At 60.9% G+C, this 18618-nt stretch carries 20 protein-coding genes and 1 tRNA gene; 12 read left to right on the top strand and 9 right to left on the bottom strand.

Features of this window, described 5'->3' with window-relative positions; genetic code table 11:
• Positions 1–21 precede the first annotated feature (21 nt).
• From DFR46_RS01650 to DFR46_RS01640, 3 genes are all read right to left on the bottom strand, one after another.
• Positions 22–106 (bottom strand) — tRNA-Leu (locus DFR46_RS01650).
• 61 nt (positions 107–167) lie between these two features.
• Positions 168–671 carry a DUF805 domain-containing protein gene (locus tag DFR46_RS01645; RefSeq protein WP_116234873.1) on the bottom strand — a complete coding sequence of 168 codons (504 nt, stop codon included), beginning with the start codon at positions 669–671 and terminating at the stop codon, positions 168–170.
• Positions 672–764: 93 nt separating this feature from the next.
• Positions 765–2273, bottom strand: coding sequence for a YifB family Mg chelatase-like AAA ATPase (locus DFR46_RS01640; protein WP_116237088.1), 1509 nt, complete (start codon positions 2271–2273; stop codon positions 765–767).
• Positions 2274–2792: 519 nt separating this feature from the next.
• Here DFR46_RS01640 and rpmH point away from each other — a divergent pair.
• Genes rpmH through DFR46_RS01605 form a run of 6 tightly spaced genes read left to right on the top strand, consistent with a single transcriptional unit; the run spans position 2793 to position 6573 of the window.
• Positions 2793–2927 (top strand): 50S ribosomal protein L34, encoded by a 135-nt coding sequence (gene rpmH / locus DFR46_RS01630; RefSeq protein WP_116234872.1) that lies wholly within the window; start codon positions 2793–2795, stop codon positions 2925–2927.
• Positions 2928–2947: 20 nt separating this feature from the next.
• Positions 2948–3274 carry a ribonuclease P protein component gene (gene rnpA / locus DFR46_RS01625; RefSeq protein WP_116234871.1) on the top strand — a complete coding sequence of 109 codons (327 nt, stop codon included), beginning with the start codon at positions 2948–2950 and terminating at the stop codon, positions 3272–3274.
• The gene (gene yidD, locus DFR46_RS01620; RefSeq protein ID WP_116234870.1) at positions 3271–3483 is read left to right on the top strand and encodes a membrane protein insertion efficiency factor YidD; all 213 of its coding nucleotides are present in this window, start codon (positions 3271–3273) and stop codon (positions 3481–3483) included. Before rnpA ends, yidD begins: the two co-directional genes overlap by 4 nt.
• A gap of 29 nt (positions 3484–3512) precedes the next feature.
• Positions 3513–5234 carry a membrane protein insertase YidC gene (yidC, locus tag DFR46_RS01615; protein WP_116234869.1) on the top strand — a complete coding sequence of 574 codons (1722 nt, stop codon included), beginning with the start codon at positions 3513–3515 and terminating at the stop codon, positions 5232–5234.
• 10 nt (positions 5235–5244) lie between these two features.
• Positions 5245–5880: a ribosome biogenesis GTP-binding protein YihA/YsxC gene (gene yihA, locus DFR46_RS01610; protein WP_116234868.1), complete on the top strand. Its 636-nt coding sequence runs from the start codon at positions 5245–5247 to the stop codon at positions 5878–5880.
• A gap of 27 nt (positions 5881–5907) precedes the next feature.
• Positions 5908–6573: a glutathione S-transferase family protein gene (locus tag DFR46_RS01605; protein ID WP_116234867.1), complete on the top strand. Its 666-nt coding sequence runs from the start codon at positions 5908–5910 to the stop codon at positions 6571–6573.
• Here the strand turns inward: DFR46_RS01605 and DFR46_RS01600 are convergent.
• Positions 6570–7016 carry a cupin domain-containing protein gene (locus DFR46_RS01600; protein WP_116234866.1) on the bottom strand — a complete coding sequence of 149 codons (447 nt, stop codon included), beginning with the start codon at positions 7014–7016 and terminating at the stop codon, positions 6570–6572. The two genes, DFR46_RS01605 and DFR46_RS01600, sit on opposite strands and share 4 nt — an antisense overlap.
• A 19-nt stretch (positions 7017–7035) precedes the next feature.
• On the opposite strand from DFR46_RS01600, the gene dapE reads away from it, so the two are divergent.
• Positions 7036–8196, top strand: coding sequence for a succinyl-diaminopimelate desuccinylase (dapE, locus tag DFR46_RS01595; protein ID WP_425453077.1), 1161 nt, complete (start codon positions 7036–7038; stop codon positions 8194–8196).
• 6 nt (positions 8197–8202) lie between these two features.
• Positions 8203–9072, top strand: coding sequence for an ATP-grasp domain-containing protein (locus DFR46_RS01590; protein WP_116234864.1), 870 nt, complete (start codon positions 8203–8205; stop codon positions 9070–9072).
• Here the strand turns inward: DFR46_RS01590 and DFR46_RS01585 are convergent.
• From DFR46_RS01585 to DFR46_RS01570, 4 genes are all read right to left on the bottom strand, one after another.
• The gene (locus tag DFR46_RS01585) at positions 9069–9584 is read right to left on the bottom strand and encodes a Smr/MutS family protein (protein WP_116234863.1); all 516 of its coding nucleotides are present in this window, start codon (positions 9582–9584) and stop codon (positions 9069–9071) included. The two genes, DFR46_RS01590 and DFR46_RS01585, sit on opposite strands and share 4 nt — an antisense overlap.
• Complete coding sequence (gene mltA, locus DFR46_RS01580) at positions 9584–10831, bottom strand: murein transglycosylase A (protein WP_116234862.1); 1248 nt, start codon at positions 10829–10831, stop codon at positions 9584–9586. The genes DFR46_RS01585 and mltA overlap by 1 nt, the downstream gene beginning before the upstream one ends.
• The gene (locus tag DFR46_RS01575) at positions 10828–11460 is read right to left on the bottom strand and encodes a Tim44/TimA family putative adaptor protein (protein WP_116237086.1); all 633 of its coding nucleotides are present in this window, start codon (positions 11458–11460) and stop codon (positions 10828–10830) included. Before DFR46_RS01575 ends, mltA begins: the two co-directional genes overlap by 4 nt.
• Before the next feature lie 120 nt (positions 11461–11580).
• On the bottom strand, positions 11581–13014 hold the full coding sequence (locus DFR46_RS01570) for a serine hydrolase domain-containing protein (protein ID WP_245953598.1): 1434 nt from the start codon (positions 13012–13014) through the stop codon (positions 11581–11583).
• A gap of 125 nt (positions 13015–13139) precedes the next feature.
• Here DFR46_RS01570 and secB point away from each other — a divergent pair, with 125 nt between their 5' ends.
• The 4 genes from secB to DFR46_RS01550 all read left to right on the top strand — a co-directional run bounded on the left by secB (position 13140) and on the right by DFR46_RS01550 (position 17035).
• Positions 13140–13652, top strand: a complete 513-nt coding sequence (gene secB / locus DFR46_RS01565) for a protein-export chaperone SecB (RefSeq protein WP_116234860.1) — start codon at positions 13140–13142, stop codon at positions 13650–13652.
• Between the two features lie 42 nt (positions 13653–13694).
• Positions 13695–15293: a murein biosynthesis integral membrane protein MurJ gene (murJ, locus tag DFR46_RS01560; protein ID WP_116234859.1), complete on the top strand. Its 1599-nt coding sequence runs from the start codon at positions 13695–13697 to the stop codon at positions 15291–15293.
• On the top strand, positions 15293–16291 hold the full coding sequence (gene trpS, locus DFR46_RS01555; RefSeq protein WP_116234858.1) for a tryptophan--tRNA ligase: 999 nt from the start codon (positions 15293–15295) through the stop codon (positions 16289–16291). The genes murJ and trpS overlap by 1 nt, the downstream gene beginning before the upstream one ends.
• 99 nt (positions 16292–16390) lie before the next feature.
• The gene (locus DFR46_RS01550) at positions 16391–17035 is read left to right on the top strand and encodes a DUF4136 domain-containing protein (RefSeq protein WP_116234857.1); all 645 of its coding nucleotides are present in this window, start codon (positions 16391–16393) and stop codon (positions 17033–17035) included.
• Positions 17036–17084: 49 nt separating this feature from the next.
• On the opposite strand, the gene dnaA is transcribed toward DFR46_RS01550, so the two are convergent.
• The gene (gene dnaA / locus DFR46_RS01545) at positions 17085–18500 is read right to left on the bottom strand and encodes a chromosomal replication initiator protein DnaA (RefSeq protein ID WP_116234856.1); all 1416 of its coding nucleotides are present in this window, start codon (positions 18498–18500) and stop codon (positions 17085–17087) included.
• Positions 18501–18618: the final 118 nt, after the last annotated feature.

Raw genomic sequence — 18618 nt, 5'->3', positions numbered from 1 at the left:
CTGACAATAAAAACGGGCCTGTGGTACCTCTGGCCGGAGTCGAACCGGCACTCCCGAAGGAACTCGATTTTGAGTCGAGCGCGTCTACCAATTCCGCCACAGAGGCCCGTGGGTAGGGGGAGCCGATTAGCGAAGCGCTTCGCACTCCGCAAGCGGCTCCCTGTCAATCAGGCAAATGTATCGGCCGTTCCGCGACCCTTGGGATCCTCGCCATAGCGATTGGGCCCCGGCGTGCCGCCAAGGAAGTAGAAGACGAGCAACACGATAGAGCCCGCTATCAGGATCAGGCCGAGAATCCCGGTCAGTGCGTCGGATTCGACCGAGGTCGTGACCAGCGAAAGCAGGTACGGCCCCCAGAAAATCCACAACCACCATCCGCTGCGATTGCTGTCATGCAGCCGCCGCACGGAGACCGCGAGTGCGGGAATGAGGAGAGCCAGCGAGACCAGGATATAGAGTATTGCCAGCCCGACCACTGCACCGCCCGCAGCGAGTGCGCTGGTCGGGTCGGAACTGGACAGGGCCAAAAGCCCGCCACCGAGAAGAATGAACAGCGCCACAAAGACCAGACTGATCAGAAACTGCAGAACGGCGAACATCCAGAATTCCATCCGGCGCGAACGGCCGCTGAATTCCGCATAGCGCCGCAGCGGCATGAACATATATTCCATTAGAACATCCTCCCCAGAATTCGTCTGCGCCCCGGTCCGCCTTTACCGATTCAATCGCAAAGTCGGACAAAATCGCCCGGGAAGCAAGGCCGGTCAGCTGCGAGGCGGTTGCCTGCGATAGCTGAGCGCTTCGGCGATATGCACGCGGCCAACCCCCGCGCTGCCCGCCAGATCGGCAATCGTGCGCGCCACCCGCAACACGCGGGAATAGCCCCGCGCCGTAAGTCGCATCGCTTCGGCCGCCTGCCCCAGCAGCTTGCGACCCGCATCGTGCGGCGTGGCCACCGCATCCAGCAGTTCGCCATCGGCTTCGCTATTCGTGCGTACGGTTTCGCCCGCATAGCGTTCCGATTGAGTCGCACGCGCGGCGGCGACCCTTTCGGCGATATCGGCGGAGCCTTCGGCCGGTGGCGGCAGGGAAAGGTCGGCAGCGGACACCGCCTGGACATCGACATGCAGGTCGATCCGGTCGAGCAGCGGCCCGGAAATCTTCGCCTGATAATCGGCCGCGCATTTGGGCGCACGGGAACAGGCGAGCGCCGCGTCGCCCAGATGACCGCAGCGGCACGGGTTCATCGCCGCAATCAGCTGAACCCGCGCCGGAAAGGTGACATGGGCATTGGCCCGGGCAATCGACACCGTGCCCGTTTCGAGCGGCTGACGCAGCGAATCGAGCACCGGGCGCTGGAACTCGGGCAGCTCGTCGAGAAACAGCACACCGAGATGGGCAAGGCTCACCTCGCCGGGCCGCACCTTGAAGCCACCGCCAACCAGCGCCGCCATGGAGGCCGAATGATGCGGCGCGCGATAGGGGCGATTGCGGGCGAGCTTGCCGCCCTCCAGCGTGCCCGCGACACTCGCCACCATCGACACTTCCAGCGCTTCGGCTGCTGTCAGTTCAGGCAAGATGCCCGCAAGGCAGGCCGCCATCAGTGATTTTCCCGATCCGGGCGGCCCGGACATCAGCAGGTTATGACCGCCCGCCGCCGCAATCTCCAGCGCGCGTTTGGCCGTCTCCTGCCCTTTCACCTGTTTGAGGTCGGGTCCAGCGACCGGCTCTTCCACTTCGCCCGGCAATGGCGGTGCAAGCTGGCTTGTGCCCTTGAAATGGTTGAGCAGGGAGAGGAGATCGGGCGCGCCTATCACTTCCACATCCCCCGCCCATGCCGCTTCCGGCCCCTGTGCGGCGGGACAGATCAGCCCCAGATCCCGCGCTGACGCATTGAGCGCGGCAAGGAGGACGCCGGGTGAAGACGCGACCCGTCCATCAAGCCCGAGTTCTCCGACAACAACATAGCCCGCCAGGGTTTCCGCATCGATCACCCCCATCGCGCCGAGCAGGCCGAGCGCGATGGGCAGATCGTAATGCGAGCCTTCTTTCGGCAGATCGGCGGGAGAGAGATTGATGGTGATTCGCTTGGGCGGCAATGCCAGTCCGATGGCGGATATGGCCGCGCGAACCCGTTCCCGGCTCTCTGCCACCGCCTTGTCCGGCAAGCCGACCAGGTTGAAGGCCGGCACGCCGGGTGCGATCTGCACCTGCGCCTCGACGGCGCGCGCCTCCAGCCCCAGATAGGCGGTCGTTGCGACATGGGCGACCATATATGCGCTCCCCATATTCCCTGTTTGTTCTCATTTGCAGGAATCCTCTCCCGGAGTCGAGAGGGTGACGTCATTCTGTCAAAACTCTTGTCCAATAGGACTCGCGCCCCCAATTTGGAGACAGAAAGGTGAGACCATTCCAAAACAGCCCGATAAACGCGGCGGCGTCCGCCTTGTCCTAACGATTGTCGGTGGCCTGCTGGTCATTGCCGCCCCGATTGTAGGCCTGCTTCCGGGGCCTGGCGGCATCTTCGTATTTGCGGTCGGTTTCGCCCTGATGCTCAAAAATTCGGCACTGGTCCGCAAATTCTATGCGCGGCTCAAATCACGGCATCCGAAGAAGGGGGAATGGGTCGATTGGGCCATGCGCCGCAAAAGCGCGCTCCGCCGCAGCCGGCGCAAGCGCGAAGAGCAAGGGACTGATTGACTTTGACCGAGGCTTGGACTAGCTACGCGACCAGATTTGAGGCCGCCCGCAAGGCGCGGCCCTTTTTGTTCCAGTTTTTAAGGAAATGAGCGATGAAGCGCACCTTTCAGCCGAGCAATCTCGTGCGCAAACGGCGACATGGTTTTCGGGCCCGCAAGGCAACCGTAGGCGGCCGCAATGTATTGCGCGCACGCCGTTCCAAGGGCCGCAAGAAGCTGTCCGCCTAACCGCGGCGCTTCCGCCCGGTTTGGAAACACTCCGTAAACGGCGCGACTTTCTCGCTGCCAACAGCAGCAAGCGCGCGGCCATGCCCGGCTTTGTCCTGCTGGTTCGCGATCGCAAAGACGGCGACGAGACGAAGCGTCTTGGCATAACGGTTACCAAGAAAATCGGCGGCGCTGTCGTCCGCAACCGGATGAAAAGACGGTTCCGGGCGCTGGGCCGCGAGATTCTTCCCAGCGAAGGCGTAGCCGGAGCCGATCATGTGCTGATAGGCCGCAAAGGCGGTGTGGAGCGTAATTTCGACTCGTTGCGGTCGGAATTTTCGAAAGCGCTCGATCGTATCAGATCATGATTGCGAAGCTGCTCATCGGCCTTGCGCGACTGTGGCAGATCGGCCCGTCTATGATATTGCCGCCGACTTGTCGCTATCAACCGTCATGTTCGGCCTATGCGATCACTGCATTGTCGCGCTATGGGGCATTCAAAGGCAGCTGGCTTGCGCTTCGGCGTATCCTGCGCTGTCATCCTTGGGGCGGATCAGGCCATGATCCGGTTCCGTGATATGAGATTAGAGAGAATGGGGAATTGCGGTGGATAGTTCGCGCAACATGATCCTGGCGATCGTGCTTTCGGCGCTGGTGCTGATAGGCTGGAGTTTCCTGTCGGAGCAGATCGCGCCCACCCCGCCCGAGCCCGAGGTCGCACTTTCCGACGGTGACGATGTCACCCTGCCCGGCTCCGAAACCGTTCCGGTAACCGAGGCCCCTGTCGAAGCGCTCGAAGTCGCCTCCGTGCTGGGTGACTCGCAGGCCAATCGCATCGCTATCGAAACCCCACGCGTTCGGGGGTCGGTTAACCTGCGCGGCGCGCGGATCGATGATCTGGTGCTGCTCGACTATAATGAAACCAACGACGAAGATTCTCCTCCGGTCAGAATGTTGAGCCCGGAAGGCACCGAAACCTCCAACTATGCGCATTTCGGCTGGGCGAGCCAGGGTATCGAAGCCCCGGACGGCGACACGATATGGCAGGCCGACGGCGAAAGGCTGACTCCGGAAAGCCCGCTAACGCTGAGCTGGCGCAACGGCACCGGCCAGTTGTTCGAGATCACCATCGAAGTCGATGCCGATTTCCTCTTCACGGTCGGCCAGCGGATCTCAAATGTCGGTAGTGATGTCATCAGCGCGCGCGGCTATGCGCTCGTCACGCGGACCGGCGAATCTCCCGATCCCGATACTTGGCTGATCCATACCGGCCCGGCGGGTTTCTGGAATGATGAGCTCAACCCCATAGATTTCGACGATGTCAGGGAAGCCGGCGCGACCGGCGAACGGTTCAGCATCGCCAATGGCTGGCTGGGCTTCAACGACAAATATTGGCTTACCGCGCTGGTGCCGACATCAGGAACCAGCGTCGATGCCGCGTTCATTCCACTCAGCGGGGATCGCTATCAGGCAGTCTTCACCAATACAGAAACGGTCATTCCCGCCGGCCGCGCTGTTTCGACGACAACCCATTTCTTCGCCGGCGCGAAAGAGACGCTGCTGCTTGAGCGCTATGAAGCCGAACAGGGCCTCAATCAAATCGATCTCGCGATAGACTGGGGCTGGTTCTACTGGTTCGAGCTGCCGATTTTCTACCTGTTGCACTGGCTTTTCCAGACCGTCGGCAATTTTGGCGTCGCGATCATTCTGATGACCTTCGTTGTGCGCGGGCTGATGTTCCCGATTGCCCAGAAGCAATTCTCGTCCATGGCCGGAATGCGTGCAGTCCAGCCAAAGATGAAGGAAATCCAAGAGCGTTACAAAGACGACAAGCCGAAGATGCAGGAACAGGTTCTCGCGCTCTACAAGCGTGAAAAAGTGAATCCGCTTGCGGGCTGCCTTCCCATTTTCCTGCAGATCCCGATTTTCTACGCGCTCTACAAGGTGCTGATGCTTTCGGTTGAAATGCGGCACGAGCCGTTTGCGCTGTGGTTGCAGGATCTGTCCGCTCCCGACCCGCTGACCCCGGTCAACCTGTTCGGGCTGCTTGCCTTCACGCCGCCGCAATATCTGGCGATCGGCATTCTGCCGATCCTGCTCGGCATCACCATGTGGCTGCAGTTTAAGCTGAACCCGGCCCAGATGGATCCGATGCAGCAGAAAATTTTCGGCATCATGCCCTGGGTCTTCATGTTCATCATGGCGCCCTTCGCGGCAGGGCTTCAGCTTTACTGGGTGACCTCGAACATCCTGACCATCGCCCAGCAGAAATGGCTCTACAGCCGCGATCCACGCCTGAAAGAACAGGCGAAGATGGCCAAGGAATGAAGGGCGGCGGATGACGGATCAAACCGCTCTTGAGGACATGGCTCGGAAAACCTTTTCGGGGCCAATCGATTTCCTGAAATCGGCACCGACTCTAGAGTTTCTGCCCGACGCTGATCTGCCAGAAGTGGCCTTTGCCGGCCGCTCCAATGTCGGCAAGTCGACGCTGCTCAACGCGCTGACCAACCGCAAGGGGCTGGCGCGCGCATCGAACACGCCGGGCCGCACGCAGGAGCTGAACTTCTTCGAGGTCGGCAATCCGCCGCAGTTCCGGCTCGTGGACATGCCTGGCTATGGCTTTGCCAAGGCCCCGCCCCAGGTCGCCAAGCGCTGGCGCTTCCTGATCAACGATTTTCTGCGCGGCCGCCCTACCCTCAAGCGTACGCTCCTGCTGGTGGATGCACGGCGCGGGCTGAAAGATATCGACCGCGAACTGATGGCGATGCTGGACGAGGCGGCCGTCAGCTACCGGATCGTCCTCACCAAGTCCGACAAGCTGAAAGACAAACCGCTCGCGGACGTCACGGCAACACTGGCCGAGCAGGCCAAGACCCATGCCGCGGCCCATCCCGAAATCCTTACGACCTCGGCCGAATCCGGACTGGGTATAGACGAACTGCGCAAAGCCGTTATCCAAGCCATCGGCTGACGCGTCCCAAAACAAGAAGGACCACGCATGAAACTGATCATCGGCAACAAGGCTTATTCGTCCTGGTCGATGCGCGGCTGGCTTGCTCTCAAGCAATCCGGGATTTCCTTCGAAGAAGTCACCGTTCCGATGTTTGGCGAGGAATGGGAAAAACGACGCGATGGCAATGAATTCGCCGCATCGTCCGGCAAGGTTCCAGTGCTGTGGGATGGCGACACCGTGGTCTGGGACAGCCTCGCCATCATCGACTGGCTCGCCGACAAGGTAGGCTGCGACCGGTTCTGGCCGAAAGAAGAAAGCGCGCGCGGCATGGCGCGCTCCATGGCCGCCGAAATGCATTCCAGCTTTCCCAATATCCGCCGCGACCTCCCCATGAATGTCCGCAAGACTTTCCCGCCCCAGCCGATCAGCGCGGACGTCAGCGGCGAACTTGGCCGGATACTCGAAACCTGGGCGCAGGCCCGGGCGCGCTATGGCGGCGAAGATCCCTTCCTGTTCGGCAGTTTCTGCGCCGCCGACATCATGTTCGCTCCGGTCTGCACGCGTCTCGTTACCTATTCGATCAAGCTGCCGCCCTTCGCACAGGCCTATGTCGAGGCGATCCTCGCCCACAGCTGGGTTCGCGAATGGATCGAGGCCGCCCAGGAAGAGCCTTGGGTGATCGAGAAATATGAGGAAGCGCCGGGCGCCTAAAAACCGCTCCCGTCCTTGCGGCGGAATCCGCGCCCTTCTTCCAGGTGCATATCGATGTCGGAATAGTGGCAGTCGCTGGCCGCAGGCTTGCCGACGGCGATAAAGACACAGCTCTCTTCGCTCTCGTTCACCAGCACATGGCCGTTTCCATCGCCCTTGGGAAAGGCGGCGCAGTCGCCGGGCCGCAGCGCGGTGCGCCCCGAATCGTCCACCAACACCGCTTCGCCTTCAACCAGCACGACAAATTCATCCTCGCCCTCATGCCAGTGCCGCTGGGAGGACCATGCACCCGGTTTCAGTTCGACATGACTCACGCCAAAATCCTTGAGGCCGGCAGCCGGGGCAAGCGCCCGATACCAGCGTTCTTGCACCTTGTCGGCGAATTCGGGTGGATAACCGGTCGCATTGGTTTGCGGGATCGAATCGAGATCGAGCTTGGGCATGGTTTTCTCCGGCTAGGCAATGTCTCGCACCCCGGTTACACCGGGCTTCATGACCGAAGCAATCGACCCCGTAGAACTGCTCAAGGCGCTTGTCGCCTGCCCAAGCGTGACCCCGGAGGAAGGCGGCGCGCAGCGCCTGCTGGGTGAGACGCTGAGAGGGCTTGGCTTCGAAGTCGAACAGCTTGTGTCGGGCGAAGAGCCGCACGGGCCGGTGCACAACCTGCTGGCGACGCGCGGGTCCGGCGGTCCGCATTTCGCCTATGCCGGGCACACCGATGTCGTCCCCCCGGGCAAGGGATGGGCTTCGGATCCCTTCGTCGCGGAGGTACAGGGCGATCTGCTCTACGGCCGCGGCGCCGTCGACATGAAGGGCTCGATCGCGGCCTTTGTCGCGGCTGTAGCGCGCCTACCGGAACTGGGCGGCACGCTCAGCTTCATCATCACCGGCGACGAGGAAGGTCCGGCCGTACATGGCACCCGGGCGCTGATGACGCGTATGGAAGAGCGCAGCCTTCACCCCGACATGATCCTTGTCGGCGAACCCACATCGCAAAACCGGCTTGGCGACACCATAAAGATCGGCCGGCGCGGATCGGTGAATATGTGGATCGATATTATCGGCAAACAGGCGCATGTCGCCTATCCGCACGAAGGCGACAATCCGATCACGCGCCTGTTCCGCATCGGCACCCGGCTGCACGAACTCGATCTCGACGATGGCGACGAATGGTTCCAGCCGTCCAATCTGGAGGTGGTAACGGTCGATGTCGGCAATCCGGCGTCGAACGTCATTCCCGGCGAAGCGCATCTCAGGCTCAATGTCCGATTCAACGTGCATCACACGGGCGACGAACTGGTCGAGAAAGTCCGAGCGATCGTCCATGAGGAAGCTCCCGGTGCCCAGTTCAAGGCGATGGTCTCGGGCGAGGCGTTCCTTACCGAACCCGGACCTCTGTCCGATCTTGTCAGCGCATCCATCCAGCAGGTGACCGGCCTGACGCCGGAGCTGTCCACCGGCGGCGGCACATCCGATGCGCGTTTCCTGCACATCCTCTGCCCGATCGTCGAATTCGGCTTACTCAATGCGACGATGCACAAGCTGGACGAAGCCGTTGCGCTTTCTGATGTGCGGGCGCTTACGGATATCTATGAAGGCGTGTTGCGTCGGGCACTGGGCTAGACCGGGATGCGCGTCGCCTATCTTGCCAGTCGCCTGACGCTTCCCGCATCGCCGGATCGCCGATTCGATGCGTTCGAGCACGACCTGATGATCGATTGCCTGGCGCCGGTTTTTGCCGCCAATGGCGGATCGCTCACCGCGCTTGCCTGGGACGATGCGAATGTCGACTGGTCCGCTTTCGATGCGGCGTTGATCGGATCGACCTGGGATTATCAGGACAATCTGAAAACCTTTATGGCCCGGCTCGAAAACATCGAGGCGCACACCGCGCTGTTCAACTCCTGCGCGACCGTCCGCTGGAACAGCCGAAAAACCTATTTGCGGGAGCTGGAATCAAAAGGCGTTCAGACTGTACCTACTCTGTGGCTAGATACGCCGCGAGAAAAGGATGTCCAGCAAGCCTTTGACAGGCTGGACAATGACGATCTGGTCTTCAAGCGGCAGATCGGCGCCAATGCCGAGGGCCAGTGTCGCCTACATCGCGGCGATCCCGTGCCGCCCATGCCCGAACCGATGATGGCCCAGCCTTTCCTACCGTCGATTCAGAGCGAAGGAGAGATGAGCCTGATCATCATCGATGGTGCATTTTCCCACGCCCTGATCAAATCGGCGGCGGCGGGCGAATATCGGATCCAATCCTCCTATGGTGGCAGCGAACGCGGCCATGACGCGGATCAAAAGGACCGGGCAGCGGCGGCAGCAATCGTCGAAGCCCTGGACGAAACCCCTCTCTATGCCCGCGTCGACATGGCCCGCGGTGACGATGGCCACATGCTGCTAATGGAATTGGAGCTTATCGAACCTTTCCTCTATCCGCTTCAGGGGCCTGAACTGGGCGCGAGACTGTATGCCGGGCTGGAGAACAGGCTGGGCTAGGCCTGCCGCCGCCGCAGAACAATGTACAGCGCACCCCTGCCTCCATGCCGGGGATGGGCGCCGCGCACGGCGGCGATATGCGGGGCGTGACGCGAGGCAGCCAGCCAGTCGCCGACCGCCGCGCGAATCTTACCGCGGGTAACCGGCCCCTCACTCTTTGGCGCATGACCGGTAATCAGCAGGACGATCCGTGCATGCGACGCGATTGCCTGGCCAAGCGCCCGGTCCAGCCTGTCATAGGCCGAGCTCAGCGTATGGCCGTGCAGATCGATAGTGAAGTCGGGTTCGGCGCGTCCGCGCATGAGCTTACGGTCCCAGCTCCCGTCCAGTGTCGTACCGGGCCCGGGCGCTGCTTTTCTCTCGGCCAGTTTGGGAACCGCAAAGCTGGCAAGGTCCGCCCCGCGCTGCGGTGGCGAGCGGGTCTGGCCGGGCCGGCGGTCCAGAGGCTCGACGCTCTCGATAACCTTGGCCCAAAGGGCTTTCTCGTCCGCGCTCAGGGGACGCTTGCTCACTAGTTGGAAAAGAGACGCGCGGCGGCGGCATTCGGAATCAGGATATAAGCCTGTCCCCGGCTCGCCATGCCGCCCGCGATCCGGTGTGCCTCTTCACCCGCACCCCAGAATGTGTCGAACCGGTTGGCACCCTGAATCGCACCGCCGGTATCCTGCGCAACCCAGATACCGTCAGCGATATCGTGAGCAACGTCGAGATAGACAGGTGCACCAAGCGGGACATAGGCTGGATCAGCCGCTACCGTCGTGCGCGCTGTGACATAGCGACCGAGTGAGCCGGTCGCTGCGGGGCGATCAACCTCAACATAGAAAATGTACCGCCGGTTTTCCTGCATGATCCTACGGGCTTCTTCGGGATTTTCGCGCAGCCATTGCTGGATACCCTGCGAAGTCGTTTGTCCCGGTTGGAGCAATCCGCGTTCCCGCATCAGGCCTCCGATGCTCGTATAGTTGAAGCCGTTATTCTGGGCATAGGCGAGACGCATAATCGACCCATCAGGCAGGCGTAAAAGGCCGCCGCCCTGAACATGGAAGAAGAAGAGAGCCACCGGATCGCTGGCCCAGGCAATCTCCAGACCGCGCCCTTCCAGTGCTCCGTTTTCTATCGCCGCGCGATCGAAATAGGGAAGTTCCCGGCCATCGACCGTCCGGAAAACAGGCAGCGATCCGGTGGCGTTACGCACTTCCGGCGGCGTCTCGAGATCATCTGGCACCGCATAAATCGGATATTGATACGCTCCGCGCCTTTCTCTCGATGCCGCTATTTCGGGTTCGTAATAGCCAGTCGCAAAGGCCTGCCCCCCTCCCACTTCAACGACAGTGAAATGCTCGGCGAAAAATGCGCGGGCATTGTCTCTGTTCCAGCTCGCCACAGCGCGGCACGCTTCGACCCAATCATGAGGGGCGGTCAATCCGCTCCTGTCCTCGCGATTGATGACTGCGGGGCAACTGATGTGGAAAGCATGCATGGCACGAGAAGCCGCCGATACCGGAATGTTCAGCGATTCTACGTCCGGGCCGGACCGCACACCCGATCCGCGCGCATTGTCGCCGCTGGCAACCGGCTCCTGCAGGTTCCAGTTAGGGTTCCTGTCATATTCATAATCCTGCGGCGGCGCAGGTGGCAGTGTCGTTTCTTCGGACGAGGAAGCAGTCGACGCGCGCTCCGGCGCTGCCGGGATGATCCCGGCACAGGCGGTCACCGAAAGAGCGAACAGGAGCGCTATTGCGCCCCGATTTTTCGTCACGAAGCCTCGTCTGTTTCAACCAGCAGCCAGTTGGGATCGGCATCGCGAACATTGCGGGCGAACGTCCACACATCATGGGTCTGCACCGCATCGGACAGGGAACCGGCAATCAGATTGCCATCCTTGTCATGCGTCACCGCAGCGATGTCGGCATCGAAGCGAAGCGTGATCCGGGCCATGCCGGAACGGAATTCCGCATTCTCTACCTGCGTCCGCTCGATCAGGACCAGCCGGTTGTCGAGCACATGGCCTTCTTGCTCCCGCGCGTCGATAGCGGCGAAAAAGGAATCGCGCACATCGTCGTCGACCAGATGGGCAAGATCGTCCCGGTCGCCCTTCCAGAAGGCTTCGAGGATCATGCGATAGGCTGACTGAGCCCCGTTCAGGAATCCATTGATCTCGAACGACGAGTCGGCAGAGGCAATTTTTCTGAGGCCGGCAGCGGCGGCCGGGGCGACAAGTCCGTCAATCTCGGCTTCGCTGGAGGGCGCGCTATCGGGGACGGTCTGCGGAACAGGGGTCAGTTTCGGCGGAGACTCGACGGGCCGCGGCATGCGCGGTTCCTGCTCGTGGCCGGAGCGCTGCCCAAGCACGCTAAACAGGCGCAAGCCCACAAACACGGCGACCATCGCCAAAAGGATAATATCTATGGACACAGGGCCTCCGCTTACAACGCTATAGACTCCTACATAGGCGTAGGCGGGGCTTGTTTCAAATGGGGAAATCGCAACCGACGCAGCCGCCGGCAATTATTCAGCGATAGCGGCCAGAACGTTCCGGCTGAACCGGGCGATATCAAACCGCTCCCCATCGCCCACCGCATCGAATCCGCGCCGCACGATCACAATATCGCGTTCCGGCATGATCACTACATATTGGCCGCGATTGCCCATCGCCGCATATGTGCCGGCGGGCAGCCCCTGTTCGGGACCGAACAACCAGAATTGCGCACCATAGCCTACCCCTCCCCGCCCGGTGGGCTGTGCGGGCGCAGGCGTTGCAACATAGGCGGACCAACCTTCCGGCAATATCCGCTCTCCCTGCCACATGCCGTCATTCAGATAGAGCAGGCCAAGTCGGCCAAGATCGCGCGCGGTTGTCCAGACCTGGCTCGAAAATATGAAATTGCCCTGCCAGTCGGTCTCGGGAGTCGTCCGGGTCATGCCGATCCGCCAGAGCATGTCGGTAAAGGGGAAGGCGAGGGCGCGATCGCCATCGCCAAGGACCGAGCGCAGCGCGCGCATCGCAATCAGCGTATCATTGTTTGCATAGCGCCATCGCGCGCCCGGAGCTGTTTCAAGCGGGAGGCCGGGTATCGAATCGGTAACCGCCTGCCCGCCAAAATATATGGCATCGGTGCGGTTGCCCGCAAACGGGCTCCACAGGCCGCTGCTCATATGCAGCAAATTATGCCAGTTGATGGCCGCGCGCGGATCGCCGGGCACCTGCCAGGCGGGAACCGGTGCCGGCTCATCGAGATCGACCAGATCTTGCTCGACGGCCGCGCCAAGAACGGTCGCGGCAATGCTCTTGGCGACCGACCATGTGCGCTGCGGCCGGTGCAGATCGTAACCGCTGCGATAGCGCTCGCCAACGATATGCCCGTCGCGGATCACGAGCACCGCAGTCGTTTCCGTACCCGCGCCATAGGTTGCACGATTGAGAGCCGCGCCGATAACCGTTTGCAGTGCCGCACGGCTCGACCCCGCCAACGTCCGCATGGCATTCGCATCGCCCTGTGGCCAGACCAGCGCGTCCGTAGCAGCAAGGTTCGGCGCTTCGATATCGTCGCCAAGGTACGGCAAGCCCGTTTCGCCCTCCGGATCGGCACCCGTCGGCAGCTGCACGCATCCAAGATGGGGACGCCATTGCGCCACGCGAGGTGGCATCGCATCGTCGAAACGCACCAGCACGCGCCGCCTCCCGCGATCGACTTCCACTGGAAGATCGTCGATCAGCGGGCGATAGCCCGGATAAATTCGGGTCAGGTCGTCGGCAGTCGCTTCCGCCTCGGTCTGCCCGGCATTGAATATCCCGCTACACAGAAAAGCGGCCTTATAGCCGGCGGCAAGACCCCGTTCATGGGGCGAATGTTCGCTTTGCTGAGCCTCGCCGGCACTGGCAGTTGCGAAAATGGCGATCAGGAGAAGAAGAGCTCGATAGGTCATCCCGGTACAGTGCATTGCCGCCTTTCCCCTGACAAGGCAGGGCCAAACATTGCCCTGTTCGCGCGCTGCTGCTAGCGGGCATCCCGAAACCGCGCAATTTGGCGCGCATTCTTCCTATCTGGTAATTGAGGTTTAAGACTATGGCAGACGAACAGGGTGTTGCTCCCGATCAATCCGCAGCCGGTGAGCCCCCGCGCGCGAACATTATCGCACAATATGTGAAGGATCTGTCGTTCGAAAACCCGAATTCGCCGGGTGTGTATCAGGCCAATGAAACGCCGAAAATCGACGTTCAGTTCAATATCGGCAGCGATGCCGCGGGCGAAGGGGTGTGGGAAGTCATCCTGAAAATGGATGTCAGTGCGAAGCTCGAAAAAGGCACGGCCTTCCACGTTGAACTGACCTATGCCGGTCTTTTCGCACTTTCGAATGTTCCCGATGAGCAGCGCGAGGCCTTCCTGCTTGTCGAAGCCCCGCGCCTGCTCTTTCCCTTTGCCCGGCGTGTCCTGGCCGATGCCGTGCGCGACGGCAATTTCCCGCCGCTGATGCTGGAACCGATCGATTTTGCCGCGCTCTACATGCAGCAGAAAGCGCAGATGGCGCAGGGCGGCCCCGACAATGTCGACATCGATTCCCAGATCGGTCAGGCCTAAGCCCGGGATGACGGGGCCAGTGGCAGGAACCGGCCGGGCGCCATGAACCTCTACCGGGCAACCGGCACGATAGGCGGGCTGACCATGGTCAGCCGCATAGCCGGGTTTGCGCGCGACATGTTGCTTGCGCGCATCCTGGGCCCCGGCATGGCGGCTGACAGCTTTTTCGTCGCATTCCAGCTGCCCAACATCTTCCGACGCCTGTTTGCGGAAGGCGCGTTCGCCGCCGCCTTCGTGCCCCTGTTCAGTCGGAAGCTGGGCAAGGACGGCGACATGGCGGCGGCCGAGCGCTTTTCCAGCGAAGTCGTTTCGGTGTTCGTTCCCGTGCTTATCCTGTTCGTCGCCCTGTTCGAAGTCGCCATGCCGGCGATCATATGGCTGATGGCCAGCGGCTTTCAGGAAGTGCCGGGCAAATTCGAACTGACCGTTGCGCTGGCGCGGATAACCTTCCCGTATCTCTTCCTGATCAGCATGGTCGCGCTTCTCGCCGCTATCCTGAATTCCCTGTCGCGCTTTGCGGCTGGCGCGAGTTTCCCGATCCTGCTCAATCTAGTGCTGATCGGCGCGCTGTTGCTTGGCAACCAGATGGCCCCTGAGTTCGCCATGTCTATCGGCGACCCGGAAGGCGAAACAATCGTCATCGCCTATTTCCTTGCCGGTGGTGTGGCGCTGGGCGGAGTTGCCCAGCTGCTCTGGCTTTGGTTCTGGACGAAGCGAAGCGGTTTCCGCCTCCGCTTCCATCGCCCCCGGTTTACAAAAGATGTCAGGGAATTGGGCATTATCATCCTGCCCGCAACATTTGGCGCCGGCGTCTATCAGATCAGCCAGCTCGTCCAGCTCTTCTTCGCTACCCAGCTGCCCGGCGGCTCGGTCAGCCATCTCAACTTTGCAGACCGGCTCAACCAGCTGCCACTTGGCGTGATCGGTATCGCACTGGGAACGGCCATCCTCCCTGCCCTTTCGCGTCATATCGGAGCGGACGACAAGGAACAGGCCGACAGGGTCCAGTCCGACGCCATCGAACTGGCCATGCTGCTGACATTCCCGGCGGCGGCCGCGCTCATGATCTGCGCGCCGGCTTTTGTCAGCGCCTTTTTCCAAGGCGGGGCGTTCGACGCGGAAGATGCGCGGATCACCAGTAACGTCCTGGCAGCTCTGGTCGCCGGGCTTCCCGCTTATGTCCTGATCAAGGTTCTCACTCCGGCCTTTTTCTCCCGCAAGGATACGAAGACCCCGGTCTATGCAGCGGCCGTCGTCCTCCTTTTCTTCATCACGTTCAACGCGCTCATGATTGATCGTCTCGGCATTGTTGGCATTGCTACCGCAACAGCGATCGGCGCCTGGTTCAATGTCATTATTCTTTACACGATTCTGCAGAAACGCGGCCATTACCGGGTCAATGCGGGCCTTGTACGGCGCCTGTCAGGTCAACTGGTCGCGACCGCTGCGATGGCTGCCCTGCTCTACTATATGCTCCCCTTTCTCAGTTCCTGGTTCAGCGGCAGCGTGATCGAGCGCGTCCTTTCCATTGCCGCACTGGTCAGCGCGGGAATGCTCGTCTATTTCTCCGCCGCGGCGCTTACCGGCGCTATTGATCGTTCCAAGATCACCCTGCTCCTCCGAAGAAAGGCCTCCTCCTGATGCGCGTCGTTTCCGGCATTCAGCCCACCGGCAATCTCCATCTCGGCAATTATCTCGGCGCAATCGTCAACTGGGTGAAGATGCAGGAAGAAAGCGAGTGCCTGTTCTTTCTCGCCGACCTTCATGCGATTTCGATGCCGATTGCCGCCGAAGATCTTAGCCGCGCGACCCGGGAAATGGCCGCAGCGCTGATTGCATCGGGAGTCGACCCCGAGCGCGCAACGCTGTTCAATCAGGCCCGCGTCCCCGCCCATCCTGAACTCGCCTGGTTGCTAAACGGCACCGCGCGTATGGGATGGCTCAACCGGATGACGCAGTTCAAGGACAAGTCCGGCAAGAATCGCGAAGGCGCATCCGCCGCACTCTTCGCCTATCCGGTGTTGCAGGCTGCCGATGTTCTTCTGTATCGCGCAACGCACGTCCCTGTCGGCGACGACCAGAAGCAGCATCTCGAACTGGCTCGCGATATCGCTGAAAAATTCAACAATGATACCGGCACGGAAACCTTCGTCCTGCCCGAACCCTATATCGGGGAAACGGCCGCGCGAATCATGTCGCTACGGGACGGTACGAAAAAAATGTCGAAATCCGACCCGTCGGACATGAGCCGGATAAACTTGTCGGATGATACCGATTTGATCGCCAAGAAAATTCGCAAAGCCAAAACCGACGCGGAACCACTCCCCGACACGGTCGAGGAACTGGCGGGTCGTCCCGAAGCACGCAATCTTGTCACCATCTACGCGGCATTGGCCGGGACCGAACAATCTGCCGTCCTCGCCGACTATGCCGGCAAGGGATTTGGCGATTTCAAGCCTGCGCTGGCCGATCTCACAGTATCGGTTCTTGGGCCCATTTCCGACCGGTTCAATGCGTTGAAAAGCGAAAATGCCACACTGGATACCATCCTTGACGCCGGTGCAGAAAAAGCCACCGCGGCGGCAGCACCCGTACTTTCTGATGCATATCGCGCGCTCGGATTGCTGAGCGGCCGGTGACGGCTGTCTGTTCACCAGACGTTCAAATCCTGTTCAGACATATTGGGCTAGGGTAATAAGCCCCTATATATAAAGCTGTAATTGCTTTTGGAGGTCATAATGTCACGCAGATTTCTCGCACTCATTGCGCCCTTGGCGTTGCTCGCTGCGGCTGCTTGCACGACCCCGTTCCGGGCCGATGTCGCCCGTTTCCAGCAGATGCCTGCACCGCAGGGCCAGAGCTTTTACATCCAGCCGGCCGATGACGAAAAATCCGGCGGCCTGGAATTTGCCACCTACGCCAATCTGGTCGCCGCCGAGCTCAACCAATACGGGTACCGTGCTTCCGGTTCGGCCGAGGAAGCGACCCTGGTCGTGACGATGGAATATAGCGTCGATAACGGCCGGGAGCGCGTCGTGACTTCGCCAGGTTATCGTCGCGGCTATTGGGGTCATCGTTCGCTCTTCTACAGCCCCTATTATGACCGGTTCGGGTGGCGCTCCTCCTATTATCGCGGCTGGCACGATCCGTTCTTCGATTATCCGCAGGTCCGCAGCTATACCTTGTATACCAGTGAACTCGATCTCAGGATCGCCCGGACAGCGGATGGCGAACCGGTCTTCGAAGGAAGGGCGCGGGCGCGATCACGCAACGATGCGCTGACCGAGCTTGTTCCCAATCTTATAGAAGCAATGTTTACCGGCTTTCCGGGGAATTCGGGTGAAGAAATCCGAATAACCGTTCTGCCGCGCGAAGACGGCTAGAGCATAGTCGGCGCACCCGAAACCGGGAGCGCAGGACTGGCCGCCGTCCCTAATTTTCGAGTTTGCGGAGAAGCGAACGAACATCGGAATCGAGCTCGCTGTCTGCGGCGCGCAGTTCCTTGATCCGCTTGATCGCATGGATCACCGTCGTGTGATCGCGGCCGCCGAAGCGTCGCCCGATCTCCGGCAGCGAGCGCGGCGTGAGCCGTTTTGCCAGATACATTGCGACTTGACGCGGGCGCGCAACTTCGCGGGCCCGGCGTGCAGAGGTCATTTCCGCATGGCGAATGCCATAATGCTCGCACACGCTGCGCTGGATTTCGTCGATTGTGATCCGGCGCTGCGAATGCCGCAACAGATCGGCCAGCGTTTCCTGCGCAAATGCCAAGTCGATCGGGCGCTTGGAAAGCAGCGAATAAGCGACCACGCGGGTCAGCGCCCCTTCGAGCTCCCGGATACTTGCCGAGAAGCGCTGGGCCAGAAAATCCGCAACATCCTGAGGCATGCCGGCCTGAGGCATCTGCCCCAGCTTGTGCGTCACGATGCGGCGACGATGATCGAGATCGGGCTGGCGCAGATCGGTGACAAGGCCTCCGGCGAGCCGCGATGCAATCCGCTTGTCGACAGCGCCCAGCTCGTGCGGCGGACGATCCGCGCTTATCACCAGGCGGTGTCCGGTTGCGATTATCTCATTGATTGTATGGAAAAATTCTTCCTGCGTCGCTTCCTTGCCCGCGATGAACTGTACATCGTCAACGAGCAACAGGTCGGCAGAGCGCAGCCTTTGCTTGAAACCGATCGTATCCCGGTCGCGCATCGCCGACACAAATTCGTACATGAATTTTTCGGCCGACATATAGAGCACGTTGGAGCGTGGCTTCTGGCGCAGAAACTCATGCCCGATGGCGTGCAAAAGGTGCGTTTTACCAAGGCCGGTTCCAGCATGGATATAGAGCGAGCTGAACATCGGCACGCCCGCATCGGCCATCATCCGGGCTGCGTTGAAGGCAACCTCATTGGCCGTACCCGTGACGAAATTCGAAAAGACATAGCGATTCTCAAGCGGCGTCCCGATACTGTCGCCGCTTGTTCCGGAGAGCTGTTCCGTCGGCGGCAACGCATCTTCTTCGCCGACGATGAAAAGAGCCGGGCGCGATGCACCGTCGGCAGCAACGATGTCGATTTCGCCGACGCTGGGCACAGTAGCGCGCCACGCGTAGCGCAGGCGATCCGAATAATGTTCGCGGACCCAGTCAGCCATGAAATGCGAAGGAAGCTCAAGCCGGATCTGTCCGGCCTCTTCTTCAAAGCCGATCAGTTTCATCGGCTTCAACCAATGATCGAAGGTACGGGCACCGAGATCGCGGCGAAGGCCGTTCCTGATTGCTTCCCATGCAGCCTTGAATGGCTCGTGCGCTTCTACTTTGTCGGGGTCCGCTTCTTCGAGATCCGATTCATGCTGCACTCAACAACCCTCCCCTATGCATGTCTTCCCCACCAGACCCGATCCGCAGCATCTTGAGCGCCTGAACCGTCCAGACCGCCAGACAATATAAAGCCCTGTGCGAAATCACTGGATTCCG

It is taken from the genome of Parasphingopyxis lamellibrachiae (assembly GCF_003385775.1).
GTDB classification, from domain to species: Bacteria; Pseudomonadota; Alphaproteobacteria; order Sphingomonadales; family Sphingomonadaceae; genus Parasphingopyxis; species Parasphingopyxis lamellibrachiae.
This window is presented reverse-complemented; position numbering and strand designations above follow the sequence as displayed.

Coding starts and splice junctions, on each gene's coding strand:
- rpmH (WP_116234872.1), top strand. CDS start 2,793: ATGAAGCGCACCTTTCAGCCGAGCAATCTCGTGCGCAAACGGCGACAT.
- trpS (WP_116234858.1), top strand. CDS start 15,293: ATGCGCGTCGTTTCCGGCATTCAGCCCACCGGCAATCTCCATCTCGGC.
- DFR46_RS01640 (WP_116237088.1), bottom strand. CDS start 2,273: ATGGTCGCCCATGTCGCAACGACCGCCTATCTGGGGCTGGAGGCGCGC.
- DFR46_RS01600 (WP_116234866.1), bottom strand. CDS start 7,016: ATGCCCAAGCTCGATCTCGATTCGATCCCGCAAACCAATGCGACCGGT.
- yihA (WP_116234868.1), top strand. CDS start 5,245: ATGACGGATCAAACCGCTCTTGAGGACATGGCTCGGAAAACCTTTTCG.
- DFR46_RS01590 (WP_116234864.1), top strand. CDS start 8,203: ATGCGCGTCGCCTATCTTGCCAGTCGCCTGACGCTTCCCGCATCGCCG.
- yidD (WP_116234870.1), top strand. CDS start 3,271: ATGATTGCGAAGCTGCTCATCGGCCTTGCGCGACTGTGGCAGATCGGC.
- DFR46_RS01605 (WP_116234867.1), top strand. CDS start 5,908: ATGAAACTGATCATCGGCAACAAGGCTTATTCGTCCTGGTCGATGCGC.
- dapE (WP_425453077.1), top strand. CDS start 7,036: ATGTCTCGCACCCCGGTTACACCGGGCTTCATGACCGAAGCAATCGAC.
- secB (WP_116234860.1), top strand. CDS start 13,140: ATGGCAGACGAACAGGGTGTTGCTCCCGATCAATCCGCAGCCGGTGAG.
- DFR46_RS01645 (WP_116234873.1), bottom strand. CDS start 671: ATGGAATATATGTTCATGCCGCTGCGGCGCTATGCGGAATTCAGCGGC.
- DFR46_RS01550 (WP_116234857.1), top strand. CDS start 16,391: ATGTCACGCAGATTTCTCGCACTCATTGCGCCCTTGGCGTTGCTCGCT.
- DFR46_RS01575 (WP_116237086.1), bottom strand. CDS start 11,460: ATGGTCGCCGTGTTTGTGGGCTTGCGCCTGTTTAGCGTGCTTGGGCAG.
- DFR46_RS01570 (WP_245953598.1), bottom strand. CDS start 13,014: ATGCACTGTACCGGGATGACCTATCGAGCTCTTCTTCTCCTGATCGCC.
- murJ (WP_116234859.1), top strand. CDS start 13,695: ATGAACCTCTACCGGGCAACCGGCACGATAGGCGGGCTGACCATGGTC.